Genomic DNA, 16,630 nt, shown 5'->3' with positions numbered 1-16,630 from the left:
CTTTCCGCCATGCTCCCCACCTTCCCCGCCTATCCTCAGTTCGCGCCGAACCAGATCCTGACCAGCAAGAACCTGAACCAGCTCTACGACTACCTCTACGAGCAGGAGCGCCTGACCCGGACCCACCTGATCGGCATCGGGATCGTCTGTGGACTGGAAGCCAGCCTCAACGAGGCGGGAAACCAGCTGACCATCAGCCGGGGCTGCGGCGTGACTTCGGCCGGACACCTGATCATTTGGGACGAGGACGAGCCCCTGGAGTTCCGCCGGCCCTATACCATGCCGGAGGACATCGACTACACCTTCTTTAACCTGCCGGGCGACCCGAATGCGACCTACCCCCTCTGGGAACTGACTACCGACCGCGACGACGACGGCGAGGCCGTGGCCCTAACCCGCAACTTTCTGACCGGGACCAACCAGGATACCGACGCGGGGGAAGGTGATGAAAAGGTGCTCCTACTGTTCTTCGAATGCCGGGCGGTGGACAACAGCAACTGTACCCCCACCAGTTGCGACGACAAGGGTCGGACGGTGGAGACGGCGGTACGCCCCCTGCTCATCCGCCGGGGAGATCTCGAGGAGATTCGCCGCGTCCTGGCCGAGGACCACCCGGGCGTCGAAGCCTACTACGCCCTGGGGCAATCCTACGCCGACCGCCTGGCCCTGCCCACGCTGCGCGGACCCCGCTTCGACGTTCCGAACACCTCGCCGGTCACGACCCGCGACGTCCTTACCACCTACACCCGCGCCCTTTCCTCGGCCACGCTGACCGGCGTGCAGGGCGCACTCGACGCGGCCTTCGAGACCCTGTCGCCCCTCCTGCCCGATTACCCCGCCAACCCTTTTGCCGGACGGATAACGGGCCTGAGCTTCGTGCCGGACGGCAGCTTGCTGGACAGTCCCGACGCGGTGATGATCCAGTACTACTACGACCACCTGCTGACCGTCATCCACGCCTACGACGAACTGCGGGCGCGGGCGGAGGAACTCTTCGGCCTCTGCTGTCCGGACCCGGATATTTTCCCCCGCCACCTGGTGCTGCACACCTTTACCGATGCCGGCGTCACGAACGGGATGCGCCACAACTGGGTCAGCTCGCCCGTCCAGAACCGGCAGATCGCGGGTCGCCGGGAGCTGCTGCACCTCTTCGAGCGGCTGGTGTACCTCGTGACGGATACGCAGCTCCCCACCCCGGACGACCGCACCCGCCCGGCGGTGCAGGGGATTCGGATCACGCCTTCCTTCCTGAACCGCCCCCTGTCCCGGAAGGCCATTCCCTACTACTACGATCCCGCGAATCTGCCGGGCGTGTGGAACCCCGCCCTGACCGCCGTCGGCCGCTCGGACGAAAACCTCGGCTTCCGGGCCAACGAGTGGAACAGTTCAGACGATTTCGTCCGCAACCCCCTGCTCTACGATCTGGAGCCGCGCAATTTCCTGCGGATCGAGGGGGCCATCGGAGAAGATTACCGCACCGCCGTGGCGGAGATCCGGCGGCAGATCGAAACCTACCGCCTGCCGATCGACGTGGTCGCCCTGCGCACCGGCCGCCTGCAGACGGGCCTGCAGATCGAAGAGTACGACCTTCACTTCGGCGACCTGCAGAGCCAGTACGTCGTGCTGCGGGAGAGCCTGCTGGGCCGCTTGGCGGAGGTGCTCGTCCGCATCTACGATACCAAGATCCTCAGCGACAAGCAGACCAGCCAGCCCCTCGGGCTACGGGGGAACGTGCAGGCACCCTTGCTCCAGCGGCTGCCGAATTACCAATTCCTGCGCGGTACGGTCGGGGAATTCTACGAGGACCACTACGCCCAGCATACCGCCGCCGCCCCCTTCTACGCTGGTTTGGACACGGCCTACATCGCCCACTTACTCCTCATCCACGCCCTGGCCCCCACGCCGGGCCGGTTTACGCCGCTGCTGCGCGACCTCGATTTCGCCGCGCTGGAGAGTTGGTCCGGCACCTTCCTCGGTGGCGGCCGGTTTACGGCGCGTTTCCTAGCCCTTGGCCTGAACGACGCCCAGGCCGGCAGCCCCACCACGAGTCCGAAACTCGATTTGGAGGAGCTGTCGGACCAGCTCGACGAGCTCCTGACCGCCGGTGATTTCGACGCCCTGAAAGCCCTGTACGCGGAGTACGAAGACCGGCGGCGGATCATCCTGGGACGGCAGCTGTTCGCCAATTTCCAGCAAGACCACCCGGGCCTGCAATTCAAAGCGGGTACCGAGCTGGGCGGCACCTTCGTGCTGGTGTATCACGGTCCCGAGGGCGACTTCCGGCCTCCCCGCCCGGGACGATTCCGATTGCTCGGGCGCATTCTCAACGCGGGCCAGCCGGTACCCGGTGCGCGCCTCCGGGTGGTCGGCGCGAATCTGGCCGCCGCTACCGTGGCCAAAGGCGACTTCCGCCTCCAGGTCGATCAACTTCCCGTGCAGGTGCGCCTGGAGGTGCCGGGCGCCGAAGCGCGGGTGATCACCATCCGGGACGACAACGAATTCGTGGAGCTCGACCTCGCCAACCTGGCGCTTCCGCGGGCGGAGGCCCCCATTCCCGGCCTTACGATCGGTACGGTGATCGCCGACTTCTACCTCCCCTACCGCTGCTGCGGGGGCGGCATCCCCATCGAGGTATTCCCGCCCGCCCCGCCGGAGGAGCCGACCGAGCCGCTCACTGCCGAGGTTCGCCAGGTCGGATGTTCCCGGACCATGCGCTCGTTGCTGATCGGCGAAGTGGCCTTCACCGCGTCCGGCGGTACGCCCCCTTACTTCCTCGAGGACGCGAACGGCAACCGCCAGCCACTGCCGGAGGAGGCCCTGGAGGTGTTCGGTGGCTTCGCCGGGACGATCACCGATAGTGCCGCGGGCAGCGTAGCGGTATCGTTGACGCTGCGCGGCGTGGTCACCGTCAACCTCGTCGGCTCGCCCGTCTGTACGGACGAGAACCAGCGGTTCTCCCAGGACTTCGAAGTCATCGGCGGTCAGCCACCCTACACCTTCGTGCAGCCCGACGGCAGCCAGGAAAGCCTGGAACAGGGGGCGGTCGGCACCGTCCGGGGCATCGCTAGCGGGAATGAATTCACCCTGATCGTGGCCGACGATTCCGAGGCGAAATGCGGCACCCAGGTCGCCATCGGTCCGCACACCTGCACCGTCGACGAGCCCGACTGCGGCCTGCCCTGCGACGGCATCGCTACCCGGGCCAGCTACCCGCTATGGCTGCAACGGCCCAGCCAGTTCACGGAATTCCGTAGCGTTACCTTCGACGTACTGCAACTCACGCTGACGGACGAGGCGGGCAACGCCTTCGCCCTTGGCCCCGTCGAACTCCGGCGCATGAACGCGGACATCCGGCGCATCCTGGCGGGGGTGAACGCGATCCTCACCGCAGCCAACTTCCCGGAGGTGACCAAAGCCATCCTCGACCGCATCGCTACCGGTGCCGAGGACCATATCAATGGACCGCTGAATCTACCGAATTCGGAACCCGGTCTGCGCCTGTCCTCCGTAAATAACGAAGCCTTCGACCGCTTCAACGCCGAGCTCTTCGACTGCCACGACTGGGTGCTGGAAGTCGGTCTTCAGTACCAGGAGGCCATCATCAATCGCGACGCCCGCCTCCCCCGCCGCCGCCGGGTGACCTACACCAAGACCGCCGTCAACTTCGAATCCCGCATCGTCTCCGACAATCAGGACCAGCAAAGCGCCGCGGCTACCTCCAGCTTCGATCGCTTCCGCGTCAACCGCTGTGAACCGAATGCCCCGGCGGAAGCCCTCTGCCGGGATCAGCCTTCGGAGGTGGAGATCCGGGTGGACGGTCGCGGACAGGGTCGCCAGCTCTCGGTTGACGGCGACCTCCAAAACCTCGATCTCTTCTGGGACATCACCTTCAGCATTCCCAATCTGAGCAACGAACAGCAGTTCGGGGTAGGGATTATCCAAAGTGATCTTACCGCCGCCGTACACCTGCTACTGGTGGATCCCGAAACCGGCTGCTTCACCGTTGCCAGCACGAACATCGGCACCTGATGCGCCGGGGGCACCATATTCACCGGCAGTCGCTGATCCTCGACGCGCCCGACCTGAAGCCACAGGACGGCTGGTACGACCGACTGGCCCGGCTGCAGGAGTTCCGTATTCTGCCCGCCCTGGAGCATTCCCTGGACCAGGCCGACGACGGCTCGGTCCGCCTCATCGATCGACTGGAAATCGAGGTCACCATCGCGAACGCCGAGCGGCTGGAAGCGGAGGTGGCCCGGCAAATCCAAGCGCAACTCAGTAAGGCTTTAGCGGTCCCGTCGGCGCGGACCTCCCCCCAACACCACGCGCGCTTCGATCAATTGCTGGATTACCTGCACACCGGCAATCTACCCTGGGGGGCGGCATCCGGTGCGGATCTCCGCGAGCTGGTTCGATCGTGGCTGGCGGCGGCGAGCGAATGGGAGTGGACCCTGCTCTTTCGGGCGTGGCGGAAATCCCCCGCGGTGTTTTTAGGGCGGTGTACGCAGGTGCAATGCAACTGGGAGGGGGAAAGCTGGCAGGAATTGACCCGTAGGCTGGCGGACGACCCGGAAAGTTCGCCGGTACCGAACAGCGCACCCAAGCAAGCGGCAGCATGGCAAGCGGCGTTGGAGCGCCTATTTTCAGCTAAGACACGACCCAAGGCCCGGTTGGTATGCCCACCCGAAACCGATCCCATCGAAGAAGTCAGGCCCGAGCACCCGTCCAAAGCGGAAACTCCATCTCCCCCCGCCTGGCACCCCGCCAATGCCGGCATCGTCATCCTCCACCCCTACCTCGACTATCTCCTGCGACAGGTCGACTGCGACGATCTCCCGCGCGCCGCGACGCTGTTTCATTACCTGGTGCACGGGAGCGCGGACTGTTCCGAGTGGGACCTGCCCCTCACCAAGGTCTTGCTGGGCCTCCACCCGGATGACTTCCTGGAGCCGGCAATGGAGTTGGCGCCGTCCGACCGAGTCGCCGCAGACGAGTTACTGAAAGGCGTGATCGGGCACTGGGCGGTATTGAAAAACACGGGCATTCACGCCTTCCGGGATGCGTTTCTCCTGCGCTCCGGCGCCCTAAGTTGGCACGCCCCTGGATGGCGTCTGACCGTGGAGGAAAAACCCCAGGACCTGTTGCTCGAGCGGCTGCCCTGGAGTATACGTTTAGTGCGGTCGAAACGCATGCGGCAAACCCTCCACGTCGACTGGCGATGAGGGAGCGGCAGCGGGCACGACGGCCGCCGGCGCCCCCGGTACGGCAGCGGGAGGCCTTGGTGCCCGCCGGCTCCGGGACCGCTCCGTCCTTGCTGGCCAAAGGGCCCGGTCTGCAGACCGCCGAACCGCTGGTCAGCCCGCTACCGGCCGCACCCGCCGAAGCGCAGCCGGAAGTACCCGTAGCGGAGGAGGTTGCCCTGGAAGCCCCCGCCGCGGCTCCCCCCGAGGTCGAGCTCCTCATCCCGCCCCCGCCTCCCGACCTGGAACAGCAAACCCAGGCGCGGGCGAGCCGGGCCACCGGGGCGATGGCCACCACCGGCAGCCGGCAGCAGAACCTGCCGCCCCCCGCGGAAAGCGTCGCGGGCGCCCGCGCCAACGTACAGGAACCGGAGCAGGAGACCACCGCCCGGGCCCAGGGCAACCTCACGGCCGCCCTACGGGAACAGCCGGCCCCGAGCCCGGAGATCGAGCAGCTCTGCGACGACATCCAGGACGCCATCGAGAACAAGCGGCCGCCGGACGAGGCCAGTCTGCGCCGCGCCGACCCCGAAGCGGCGGCCCAGGAGGTCGGCGACGCGCTGAACGACGACATCTCCGGACAGAGCCAGTCCGCCGCCGACGAATACGATGCCGTGAATACCGAGGCGACCGGAAGCCCCGAGCAGGTCAGCGAACCCTTGCCCGACACGCCCCCGGTAGGCGACCTGCCGAACGTAGCGGCGGCTAACGTGACCCCGCCCCCCGCCACGGAGTCCGACGTCAGCCTCGAGGCCGACCGGGCCGCCACCGCCGACCGCATCGCCGAGGCCGACATCGACAACGAGGTGACCCGAAACATCCCCGGGCCGCCCTTCTCCGACGCCCGCGAGGGCATGGCCGAGTTGGAGCAGGTAGCCGCCGAGAACCCTGCCCAGGTACTGCTGGAACAGGAGGAAGCCGTCGCGGCCAGTCGGCAGGGCATGCGCGACGTCGAGTCTCGCGCCCTGGCGGCCCTGGAGGCGAGCCGCGACCGGACCACGCTGGGCAGCCTGCAACAGCAGGTGGCGATGGCCGGGTCGGAGGAGGAACAGCGCATCGCGGCGGCCGCGGCGGCGGAGACCATCTTCAGCACCGCGCGGCAGGCGGTAAACGATCAGCTGGAGCCGATGGTGACCACCGCGATGAGCATGTGGAATACGGGTAAGGAACGCATCGCTACGGCCTTCGACACCGAACTGCAGCGGGCCAAGGACATGGTGGACGAGCGCCACGAGGGGGTCGGCGGGGCCATCGTATCCATCTGGGACGACGTCACCGGCCTGCCCTACGAGATCACCCGCATCTACACCTCGGCCGAGCGGACCTTCGGGCGGGACATCTGCGCACTCATCCGCGAGATCAGCACCTACGTGAACGGCATCGTGATCGCCTGCGAGGAGATCATCGACAACGCCGACCGCGACATCGCCGAGCTTTTTTCCAATCTGCCCGCCGGCCTCCAGGACTGGGCCAGCCAGCAGCAGGCGGGCTTCGAGGAGCGCCTGACCGGGCTGCGCGACGACGTTCACACCGCCCAGCAGGACTTCACCGACGACCTCGTGAATCAGGCCGGCGCGGCGGTGCAGGAAGCCCGCGAGCGCATCGACGCCCTCCGGGAAGCGGCGAAGGGGCTGATCCAGAAAGTGGCCGATGCCATCGGCGCCTTCATCGAGGACCCGGTACGGGCCATCATCAACGGCCTGCTGACGGTGGTGGGCATCGCGCCGGCCGCCTTCTGGGCCCTGATCGCCCAGATCGAGCAGGTAGCCGCCGACATCGCCGACGATCCCCTGCGCTTCGCCAATAACCTCATGGACGCGGTGCGACTGGGCTTCAGCAACTTTTTCGATAACTTCTTCGATCACCTGCTGACGGGCTTTATCAACTGGCTCTTCTCGGCGATGGGGACGGTCGGCGTAGAGCTACCACCGGATACCTCCCTGAAGAGCATCATCACCTTCTTCCTCCAGCTGATGGGGCTGACATGGCCCAACATCCGGGAGATCCTGGTACGGCACATCGGCGAGCAGAACGTGGAACTGATCGAGAAGGCTTACGAACTGCTCACTTTGCTGATCGAGGAGGGGCCGGGGGGCATCTTCGAGATGATTAAGGAACGGCTGGATCCCGCCGCCATGATGCAAACCGTGATCGAGGCGGCGGTGAGCTACATGGTGGAGACGATCGTGAGCGTGGCCACGGTGCGCATCTTGGGCTTGTTTAACCCGGCGGGGGCGGTACTGCAGGCCATCGAGGCGATCTATAAGGTGCTGAAGTGGATCTTCGAGAACGCGGCGCGCATCTTCAGTCTGGTGCAGACCATCGTGGGCGGCATCGCCGACCTGATTGCCGGTAACATCGCCGGCATGGCGGCCAAGACCGAGCAGGCGCTGGTGGGCATGCTGGTGCCGGCCATCGACTTCATCGCCGGCTTCCTGGGGCTGGGCAATCTGCCGGAGAAGATCGCCGAGGTGGTGGGGGGCTTCCAGCAAATGGTACTGGGGGCGGTGGATCGGGCGATCGGCTTTTTGGTGGAGCGGGCGCGGGGGTTGCTGGCTGGTTTGGGGATTGGGGGTGGGGAGGAGGATGGGGACGGGGGTGCGCTGGATGATGAAGTTGGCGAGGAATTCCGGTTCTCGGCCGACAATGAGGGCCACCGGCTGTGGATCGACACCACGGCCGGCGTGGACGTGATGGTCGCCAGCCGGGCCACGAAGCTGGAACTGAAGATTCGGGAGTGGAACTCCACCGTCGGGCAACGTCCGGAAGAGAACCAACCGAGGATCCGCGAGCTCCTGCCGCTTGCCGCGAACCAGTTGGGAATTACCCTGGAATCGGCAACGGAGGCCAAGGAAGACATTACCGACGCCCTGACGGTGGAAGCCGGCGAGGACGAGCGGGCGGACATCCAGGAGGCAGTGCAGCAGAACGCGGAGGCTACCGCGGACGAAGGAGCGCTGGTGCCGATCCTGACGGAGTTGTTTGACCTGTTTGGGGAGGAATCGATCCTGACAAAGTACGAGCCGGAATTTACCAGCGTCGATACCGCGGCGCAGGATACCGTGAGTACCCAGGCGGTGGAGGAAGAATCTACCTACAGTGCGATGGCCGCGTGGAATAATGTACGCGATGCCTTGCGGGAACGGGGCATAGTTCAGCCTCTGCACCGGCAACCACTCGGCACCGGCAGCGGAGACGCCCGCTTCCAGACCCGCAATTTCGATCAGGTTTTTCTACCGGGCCTTAACGCCGCCCTATCCGCTTTTGTAAGCAACAATCCCGGAGTTGCCGAGGAGCGGTTGCTTGGCGTGGGAGTAGGTCGCCCGCAATTCGCCGCGGCCCGCCGACGAATCGTGCACTTCAATGAAGCCCCGTCCGGTGAAGATGGAGCGATTGCCAGAGCGGTTTCCCTTAAAGAGGAATTTCAAAACCTGTTGTTCCAAGGGGGTGGCATTACGGGTGCCGTTGCCAAGGCCGGCGAATATTTCACCGAGACCTTCACTTTCCGGAATACCCACACCCAATACCGCGTCGATCCGCCTCCCAACCCCCAACTCGTGAACAGCCATTTGGTAGTCAACTACCAGTACAGTTCTTTCGAGGATCCCAATCCGAAAACCTTTCGGGTAGATATAAGTCTCGTGCAGGGCGCCTTCGGCGAGCAATTCCGGCACGAGGTTGTCGGGGACTATCTCGTGCCGAAGCCACGGAACACCTACGGCGGAGTGAACGTGGATACCGAATTTGGTGGCCAGGTCGAAACCGCCTTCCTCGAGGCCCGAGATAATTTACCGCCCCTGGCCCCCGGCCCCCAGCGCATTCGCCTCGAGCGAGCGCACCTGATCGCGGACTGGTTTCAGGGCAGCGGCTACCGGAACGCCCTTAACATTATCCAAACTTCGCGTGACTTCAACCAAAGGAACATGAACGCCATAGAAGATCGATTGTACCAGGAACTGACTACCCAACAAGGACTCTATCCGAACGACGTAGTCAATATGCGCCTGAAGGTCGTAGCCACCTACGCCGTGTACGACAATGACCGGCTGCTAAACGTCGTCCGAAATATTTTGGAGCAATCCCAGGATCTGGCCGCCGACCGAGATGCCCTGGCTCGCCAAATGGTAGCTGAAATGTCCGGAAGTCAGTCGCCTAGGGTCACCGAGGACATTACGTACGAAGCGCAGATATTCGTCAACGACCAAAGCCTGTTTCCGCTCCCCATAATGCGTACCGGATCCGATGACTTCAGAACCGAAGAGCTATGACCACGCAAGATGCTCAGGAAATGACGCGGCGTTACTGCAAGCTCGAAACCCGGCTGTATGCCCTAGCCGGTAGCGACGAGGTGAAAGAGTATAACGCTATCCTCCACCAGCTTCGGGAGTTGGTACTACATCCGGAGGTGCGCCTGGAATATGCCCCGATGGAAGCGACCAGCGAAGCAGGGGAGAACGAAGCCCAGGGGGAGGGTGTATCCATTCGCCGAAAAGCGGTTACGCGGCGCCTGCTCAAAATCACCCGCTATGCGCATCCGACTTACGGGGACCTGTATGCCGCCTACCTGTCGTCCCCGCTTCCGACTGACCTGGAAACCACCGATCTCGCCGTCTGTTTTTGGTGGGGAGAAACGAAAACCGGCAAACGGGGTATGGTATGTCGGTATTACTGGCCCCGCATCCCCGGACGAAGCCGCCAGTGGCAGTTTCAAAGCGGCGATGAATCCATCACCTTCGCCCGACTGACTCCCGGAGAGCAATGGTGCTTCCTGTCCCCTACCGGAGACCCGGGCCAGGAGGCGGAATATCTATCCAATCGCTAACCATGAGCATACACAAACATCCGTCACCCTACGCCGGCGGGCTATCTGAAGGCTTCGCTTTCCTGAAAGAACTGGTAAAACGGCGGCTGGCCCACCATCTGGACGAAAGCGTAGGTTTCGAGTTCCCCGAATGGTTACCGCCGCCGTATGATTCGACCTTTGGCCGATTAGTCCGGGATAGCGCGCTTACTTCGCTGGAAAGTGTGGTCCTACTGCTGGCGGCCGCTCCGCAACTTGCCCCGGGCCTGCTGGACGAAGCGATCCGGGCGGGCGGCGGCACCGAAAATCAGCTGATTTCGTTTGGTGGTATTCGGGGCCAGTCGTACCGGGGCATCATACCTACCGGGCAAACGGCGCTTTTTCTTCTGACCGGAACGGACATCCAGCATCATCTCCGCGTCAGTACACTCTTACACCCCGCTGCCCCCCTCCGGAAAAATGGATTTCTCGACCTCCTGCCGCCCCCGCCCGGGGAACCACCTTTGGCGGGGCATCTTCGCCTATCTCCCGAATGGGCCGAACGGTTGATCTGGGGAACTCTATCCATCCCCACCTTCTCCCCCGCCTTCCCCGCCCAGCTCCTCGAAACCAACCTGACCTGGGATGACCTAGTTTTACCCGAGCGCAGCCTCCAAGAGATCGCCTACCTCAAAAATTACCTCGACCACCACGAACGCCTGGCCGGCGATCCCGTCTACGGCCGCCACAGCCGCCGGGGATACCGGGCGCTGTTTCACGGTCCGCCGGGCACGGGAAAAACGCTGACCGCTACCCTGCTGGGCAAGGCGGTGGACAAACCCGTCTTCCGGGTGGATTTATCGATGGTGGTATCGAAGTGGATCGGGGAAACGGAAAAGAACCTCTCCGGCCTCTTCGACCGGGCGGAAAGCAAGGGCTGGATCCTCTTCTTCGACGAGGCCGACGCCCTGTTCAGTAAGCGGGGGGAAGTGAAGGAAAGCCGGGACAAGTACGCCAACCAGGAAACGAGCTTCCTGCTCCAGCGGGTCGAAAACTACGACGGCCTCTGCATCCTCGCCACGAACTTCCGGCAGAACCTGGATAAGGCATTCACCCGCCGCTTCGAGTCCATCGTCGCCTTCACGCCGCCGACTACCGCCGAGCGGCTCGCCCTGTGGCACAAGATGCTGCCCGAAAGTCATCCGCTGGCGGAAGGGGTCGATCTGCGGGCCATCGCCGCTACCTACGAAGTAAGTGGGGCCAGCATCGCCAACGCCATCCGCCATGCGGTGTACGAGGCGGTGGCGGCCCGGGAATTGGAGCTGACTACCCACCGACTGCAATCGGCGATTCGTCGGGAGTACGAGAAAGAGGATCGCATGTTTCCGGCGGATTAACCCCGGGCAACAAACTCGTAATCCTTTTTAAAGTCGGTGGTATTGTAAGCCAGGGCCAGCTGCCGCAGTTCGAAATGGTCGAAAAAGGTGTCCCAGCTGATCTCGCGCAATTTTGCGTCGCTGCGGTTCTCCGGCCAGATGATGGCCAGCGGGCGGGAATCGTTGGCGGTGGTGGCTTCTTCTACTACGCCGGGGACGCCGTTGTGCTTTTCGGCCCATTGGCGGATGGTGGAATGTTCGGTGGTGGAGGCGTTCGTAGCCATGGATTGCTTGAATTTTGTTGGTTTCGGTCTGGAACGGGATTTTGCTGCTCCCGCGCTCCGGCGCAAAACCGGTTATACCTTGCCAACGTCAACGACTGGCCACCAGGTTCGGTAACCCGGCTCTTGGCCGGAGGTAGTTTGACTCCGCAACCGCCCCCCAGCGCGCGATCAGCCCGGTCTTCCGCGGGATGAATAAGGCCGCGAATCCGATGAAGAACAGGCCGGGCAGTGCCGATCCAAGCAGGGACAACGTGCCGGGCAGCAGCGCTTTCGGCAGGCGGGTCCGGTTTAGGGGGAGGGTGAGCGCGATGACGCAGGGGACGTGGACGGAACCCACGATTCCGGCGATCTGCACCAGCAGCACGGCCAGGACCGCCGCCCCGCGGCCATCCCGGTGATGCCCGCCCCGAGTCCGGCGGGGCGGCTGTTTCACCGGCGGACGGTCGGATAACGGCAGCTGCGAAACCGGAGCGGGTATTCCGTTAGCCCATAGGTAACCGCGGCTGCGCCCGGGTTTAATCCCGACTAACGAGCTTATTGAACGTATTGCCGGCTTCGGTGCTGTGTAGCAGAGCTAGCTTGCTTTTGTCGAATTGCTTGAACCATTCGTCCCAGCCGATCTTTTTCAGGTCCGCGTTCTCCTTCTTCTGCTCGAAGTAGACGCGGATCATCTCGCCATCCCCGCCGTCGGTTCCTTCGATCTTGGCGGGCGCGCCGTTGCGGTCGGTTACCCATTTTTTGATTGCATCGTGATCGGTGGTCTTGGTAGTGTCGGCCATTGTTATTCGTTTAGGTTAGTCAGTCCCCTTTCCAACGCAACCCCATACCCGGGAAGTTCAACGCCCTCCCTGCCCCCCCCAACGGCGCAGCCGGCAAAAATCCCAAGCCTATACCCTATATCCTATATCCTATCCCCTACCATACTAACAGCGACCAAAGGGAGCAACTACCGTACTACCCCGAATGCCGAAGGCAGCCGACTACCGACTACCGTACTACCCCGAATGCCGAAGGCAGCCGACTACCGACTACCGTAATAAGAAGTTCACGCAGCGAACGACTACCGGTCATACCCAAACCGCTTAAGCCAGGCCTCGTCATCCCGCCAGTCCTCCCGGATTTTGACGTGGGTTTCCAGGAAAACTTTCCGTCCTAAGAACTCCTCCATCCGCTTGCGGGCGTTGGTACCGAGCTTCTTGATGGAGCTGCCGCCCTTGCCGATGAGGATGGGCTTCTGGGTCTTGCGGCTCACGTAGATCACGGCGCTGATGCGGGCCAGTTCTTCCCCGTCCTTGGTCTCGGTTTCCTCGAAGGTCTCGATCTCGATCTCGACGCTGTAGGGGATCTCCTGGTGGTACTGCTCCAGGATCTGTTCGCGGATAATTTCGGAGACGAAGAAGCGCTCGGAGCGGTCCGTCAGCTGGTCTTCGGGGAAGTAGACGGGCCCTTCGGGCAGTTCGGTCTTGATGGCGTCGAGGAGATCGCTTACCCCGAGCCCGGACTGGGCCGAGATGCCGAAAACCCGCTGGGGCTTGATCCACTTTTTGAACTGCCGCTCGAGTTGATTGACCCGGTTTTCGTCTACCAGGTCGAGCTTGTTGAAGACGAGAAAGAGGGGCGTATCCATACGCCGGAGCTTGCCCACCAGCAGGTCGTCTTCGGTGTATTCCTCCTGCGGATCGACGAGGTAGATCATGACGTCGGCGTCTTCGAAGCTGGAGTTGACGTAGCTGTTCATCTTCTCTTGCATCTTGTAGCTGGCCTGCTCGATGTAGCCGGGGGTGTCGCTGAAGACGATTTGGAAATCCGGCTCGCTCAGGATCCCGATGATCCGGTGCCGGGTCGTCTGGGGTTTGGCGGTGATGATGCTCATCCGCTCCCCCACGAGTGCGTTCATCAGCGTGGACTTTCCGGCGTTCGGCCGGCCAATGATGTTGACGAATCCGCTTTTGTGATCTGGCAAGGGGGAGGATGTATTAGGGCGCCGGGGCGCGGGTGGGAAGGATAACCGGTAAAATAACGGAGAATTTTGGCTTCGGGCTTTGGTCAGGGGTAAAGTGGTCGCGCGACTACTCGTCGCGCGAAAAGTCGTCGCGCGATTTCTCGTCCGACGAATAGTCGTCCGACCACTTTAGCTACCGACGACACCCCTGAAATCGTCCATTTGGTAACATACAGTTAACATAGGGCGGTTTTTTAGCGCTTTTCACTTTCCGATACGGCGAGGGGGGAGCATACGTGCCGGACCGACTACCGTCCACCCAATGGGTAGTCCATCCCGGGAAATGATCGCTACGGAACCAACGGAGTAGATTGCTTTCCTTTGTCTACCGGGCCACCGACATTCCAGGGGGGAACGAGAGGCAATAACTAAACTTTGCGACCTTTACCACCTTGATACGGGATAAACCCCGGCCTTACTGACCCTTCATAACAAACTATGCGTGCAACCATTCTGACCATTGGCGACGAGATCCTTATCGGTCAGGTCACCGATACGAATGCCACCTACATGGCCGCCGCCCTTAGCGAGGAAGGCATCACCGTTATCGAGCACCTGAGCGTGGCCGACAGCCGCATGGGCATCATGAGTGGCCTGGACCGGGCGCTGGAGCAGTCCGACCTGGTGCTGATGACCGGCGGGCTCGGTCCTACGAAGGATGACATCACCAAGCTCGTGTTGTCTGACTACTTCGGCGCCGAACTTCGGCTGCACGCCCCTACCTGGGCCCGGCTGCAGAAGGTGTTCTCCCGGTACGGCCGGAAAGCGACCGAAGCGCATAAGGAGCAGTGTCGCCTGCCGACCAACGCCAAGATTTTGGTCAACGAACGAGGAACCGCCCCCGGGCTCTGGCTGGAAAAAGACGATCAGGTCGTTATTTCCATGCCCGGCGTCCCCTATGAGATGCAGTACCTCATGGACCACGAAGTGATGCGGCGGCTGAAGCGGCGGCAATTCGATGCGGAGGTGTTGCGGTCCATTACCATTTTGACCGCCGGGGAGGGAGAAAGCACCATCGCCGAGCTGTTGGAAACGCTCGAAGATAACCTCCCGGAACACATGAGCCTGGCCTATCTCCCGAGCCTGGGCACCGTGCGGCTGCGCATTAGTGCGCGCGGTGAGGATGAGGAATCCCTCCGCAACGACCTGGAAGCTTACCGGCAGGAATTCGAGCAGGTACTCGGCCCGCTTGTCTACGGCTACGGAAAGGACGATCTGGCGTCGGTGGTCGCCCGAACCCTGCAGGAACGCAAGCAGTTCCTGGCCACCGCCGAAAGTTGTACCGGTGGCTACCTGGGTGGCCTGATCACGGCCCTGCCCGGATCGAGCAACCACTACCGGGGGGGCGTAGTCGCCTACTCCAATGATCTAAAGACCTCCCTGCTGGGAGTACCTGAGGAAATGATAGCGGAATTCGGCGCCGTAAGCCAGGAAACCGTGGCCGCTATGGCCGAGGGGGCCCGCACGCGGCTTGGCGCGGATTACGCCCTGGCCACCTCGGGCATCGCCGGGCCTTCGGGGGGAACCCCCCAGAAACCCGTAGGCACCATCTGGATCGGTCTCGCTACCCCGGAGGGTACGGTAACCAAGCTCCTGCGGTCCGGCAAGGACCGGCAACGGAATATCGAGTACACCGCCCTCCACGCGCTCAATCTGCTCCGCCTGGAAATCGGCGCGCCCGTGCTTCGCCCCGTCCCCGAACCCGTCGCCCAACAGGTTGAGGAGATGCCAAAAGAAAGGGAACCTAATCCAAGAGCGGTGGAAGCGGAACCAAACCGTTCGGCACCCAAGACGGCTAAGCCTGCCAAGTCCCGACGGGGGAACCGTAACAAACCCGCCTCCACCGGCACCGACCAAGCTACTCCGGCAACCAACGAATCCGACGACCGGGCAACGTCCATAAAGGCCGCCGATCCCGACCACCGCCCGGACACGCCGGCGACCACCGAATCCGAGAAAAAGAATACGCCGAAAAAGGCCGCCAAATCCCGACGCGCAAAACCCAAAAAGGCAGCGGATACCAGCGATAGCCAAGCTACCCCAAGAACCACCGAAGCCAATACAAAGGCCCCGCTCAAGAAGGCCGCGGACACCAGCGAAGGTCAGCACAACCCGGCGACCAACGCATCCGACAAACAGGCCCCGCCCAAAAAAGCCGCCAAATCCCGACGCGCAAAACCTAAAAAGGTGGCGGATACCAGCGAGCGTAAGGAGACCTCCGCTACCACCGAATCCGAGAAAAAGGAAACGATCAAACAGGTCGCCAAGTCGCGACGCGCCTTACCCAAGAAGGCCGCGAATACCAGCGAAGGACAGGATAATCCGGTGACCAATGAATCCGACAAACAGGCCCCGCCCAAAAAGGCCGCTAAGTCGGGGCGCGCAAAACCTAAAAAGGCAGCCGATACCACCAAGAGCCAGGAGCCGCCGATGAGTTCGGAGGCTGCAAAGGACCTCACCCTGCAGCCAACTGCGAAACCCAAACGCACTACCCGTGGCACCCGTAACCTCAAACCGCAGGAACCGGAAGCCCAAGCCCCGGCTAAACCCAAACGGACGGCCAACAAAAGCTTAAAAGCGGATACGCCCCCGGCCGATAGCGAGGCAGCTGCCAAACCCAAACGGACCCCGCGGCGCAAAAAGTAGCGACGGCTTCAGCCGTCATGCTGCCGGTAGCAACCGTTGTAGCCGCCTCAACCGTTCCTAACTAGCAACACCAGCAGCCAGTCCACTGAAGTGGACGCTACGCGTAGCGACGGCTTCAGCCGTCAGGCTGCCGGTAACAACCGTCGTAGCAGCCTCAGCCGTTCCCAACTAGCAACACCAGCAGCCAGTCCACTAAAGTGGACGCTACGCGTAGCGACGGCTTCAGCCGTCGTGCTGCCAACGACGACCGCGTTAGCAGCCTTAGCACTTTCTCATCAGCCTACCAAGCAGCCAGTCCACTG

Annotated in this window: 10 protein-coding genes; 6 read left to right on the top strand and 4 right to left on the bottom strand. The window is 62.8% G+C overall.

Going from position 1 to position 16,630, the window contains the following annotated elements; translation table 11 throughout:
• Positions 1-9: 9 nt before the first annotated feature.
• The 5 genes from CLV84_RS04310 to CLV84_RS04290 are packed head-to-tail and all read left to right on the top strand — an operon-like array spanning position 10 to position 11,417.
• Positions 10-4,029 (top strand): hypothetical protein, encoded by a 4,020-nt coding sequence (locus tag CLV84_RS04310; protein ID WP_104418495.1) that lies wholly within the window; start codon positions 10-12, stop codon positions 4,027-4,029.
• A complete protein-coding gene (locus CLV84_RS04305; RefSeq protein ID WP_104418494.1) occupies positions 4,029-5,222 on the top strand; it encodes a contractile injection system tape measure protein in 1,194 nt (397 codons plus the stop codon). The genes CLV84_RS04310 and CLV84_RS04305 overlap by 1 nt, the downstream gene beginning before the upstream one ends.
• Complete coding sequence (locus tag CLV84_RS04300) at positions 5,219-9,508, top strand: hypothetical protein (protein ID WP_104418493.1); 4,290 nt, start codon at positions 5,219-5,221, stop codon at positions 9,506-9,508. Before CLV84_RS04305 ends, CLV84_RS04300 begins: the two co-directional genes overlap by 4 nt.
• Complete coding sequence (locus CLV84_RS04295; protein ID WP_104418492.1) at positions 9,505-10,062, top strand: hypothetical protein; 558 nt, start codon at positions 9,505-9,507, stop codon at positions 10,060-10,062. Before CLV84_RS04300 ends, CLV84_RS04295 begins: the two co-directional genes overlap by 4 nt.
• 2 nt (positions 10,063-10,064) lie before the next feature.
• Entirely contained in the window at positions 10,065-11,417 is a 1,353-nt protein-coding gene (locus tag CLV84_RS04290) for an ATP-binding protein (RefSeq protein ID WP_170067566.1), read from the top strand.
• Here the strand turns inward: CLV84_RS04290 and CLV84_RS04285 are convergent.
• The 4 genes from CLV84_RS04285 to era form a co-directional block, all read right to left on the bottom strand.
• Positions 11,414-11,680, bottom strand: a complete 267-nt coding sequence (locus CLV84_RS04285; RefSeq protein WP_104418490.1) for a hypothetical protein — start codon at positions 11,678-11,680, stop codon at positions 11,414-11,416. The genes CLV84_RS04290 and CLV84_RS04285 overlap by 4 nt on opposite strands.
• Before the next feature lie 88 nt (positions 11,681-11,768).
• Positions 11,769-12,113 carry a hypothetical protein gene (locus CLV84_RS04280; RefSeq protein WP_104418489.1) on the bottom strand — a complete coding sequence of 115 codons (345 nt, stop codon included), beginning with the start codon at positions 12,111-12,113 and terminating at the stop codon, positions 11,769-11,771.
• 82 nt (positions 12,114-12,195) lie between these two features.
• Positions 12,196-12,459 (bottom strand): hypothetical protein, encoded by a 264-nt coding sequence (locus CLV84_RS04275; RefSeq protein ID WP_104418488.1) that lies wholly within the window; start codon positions 12,457-12,459, stop codon positions 12,196-12,198.
• A 281-nt stretch (positions 12,460-12,740) separates the two neighbouring features.
• Positions 12,741-13,643 (bottom strand): GTPase Era, encoded by a 903-nt coding sequence (gene era, locus CLV84_RS04270; protein ID WP_104418487.1) that lies wholly within the window; start codon positions 13,641-13,643, stop codon positions 12,741-12,743.
• Positions 13,644-14,120: 477 nt separating this feature from the next.
• On the opposite strand from era, the gene CLV84_RS04265 reads away from it, so the two are divergent.
• Entirely contained in the window at positions 14,121-16,328 is a 2,208-nt protein-coding gene (locus tag CLV84_RS04265; RefSeq protein WP_104418486.1) for a competence/damage-inducible protein A, read from the top strand.
• Positions 16,329-16,630 lie beyond the last annotated feature (302 nt).

The sequence above is a fragment of the Neolewinella xylanilytica genome, assembly GCF_002934605.1.
GTDB lineage: Bacteria > Bacteroidota > Bacteroidia > Chitinophagales > Saprospiraceae > Neolewinella > Neolewinella xylanilytica.
This window is presented reverse-complemented; position numbering and strand designations above follow the sequence as displayed.

What these genes read in the sequence shown, in the direction of transcription:
- CLV84_RS04310 (WP_104418495.1), top strand. Translation starts at nt 10, where the DNA reads ATGCTCCCCACCTTCCCCGCCTATCCTCAGTTCGCGCCGAACCAGATC.
- CLV84_RS04305 (WP_104418494.1), top strand. Translation starts at nt 4,029, where the DNA reads ATGCGCCGGGGGCACCATATTCACCGGCAGTCGCTGATCCTCGACGCG.
- CLV84_RS04300 (WP_104418493.1), top strand. Translation starts at nt 5,219, where the DNA reads ATGAGGGAGCGGCAGCGGGCACGACGGCCGCCGGCGCCCCCGGTACGG.
- CLV84_RS04295 (WP_104418492.1), top strand. Translation starts at nt 9,505, where the DNA reads ATGACCACGCAAGATGCTCAGGAAATGACGCGGCGTTACTGCAAGCTC.
- CLV84_RS04290 (WP_170067566.1), top strand. Translation starts at nt 10,065, where the DNA reads ATGAGCATACACAAACATCCGTCACCCTACGCCGGCGGGCTATCTGAA.
- CLV84_RS04285 (WP_104418490.1), bottom strand. Translation starts at nt 11,680, where the DNA reads ATGGCTACGAACGCCTCCACCACCGAACATTCCACCATCCGCCAATGG.
- CLV84_RS04275 (WP_104418488.1), bottom strand. Translation starts at nt 12,459, where the DNA reads ATGGCCGACACTACCAAGACCACCGATCACGATGCAATCAAAAAATGG.
- CLV84_RS04265 (WP_104418486.1), top strand. Translation starts at nt 14,121, where the DNA reads ATGCGTGCAACCATTCTGACCATTGGCGACGAGATCCTTATCGGTCAG.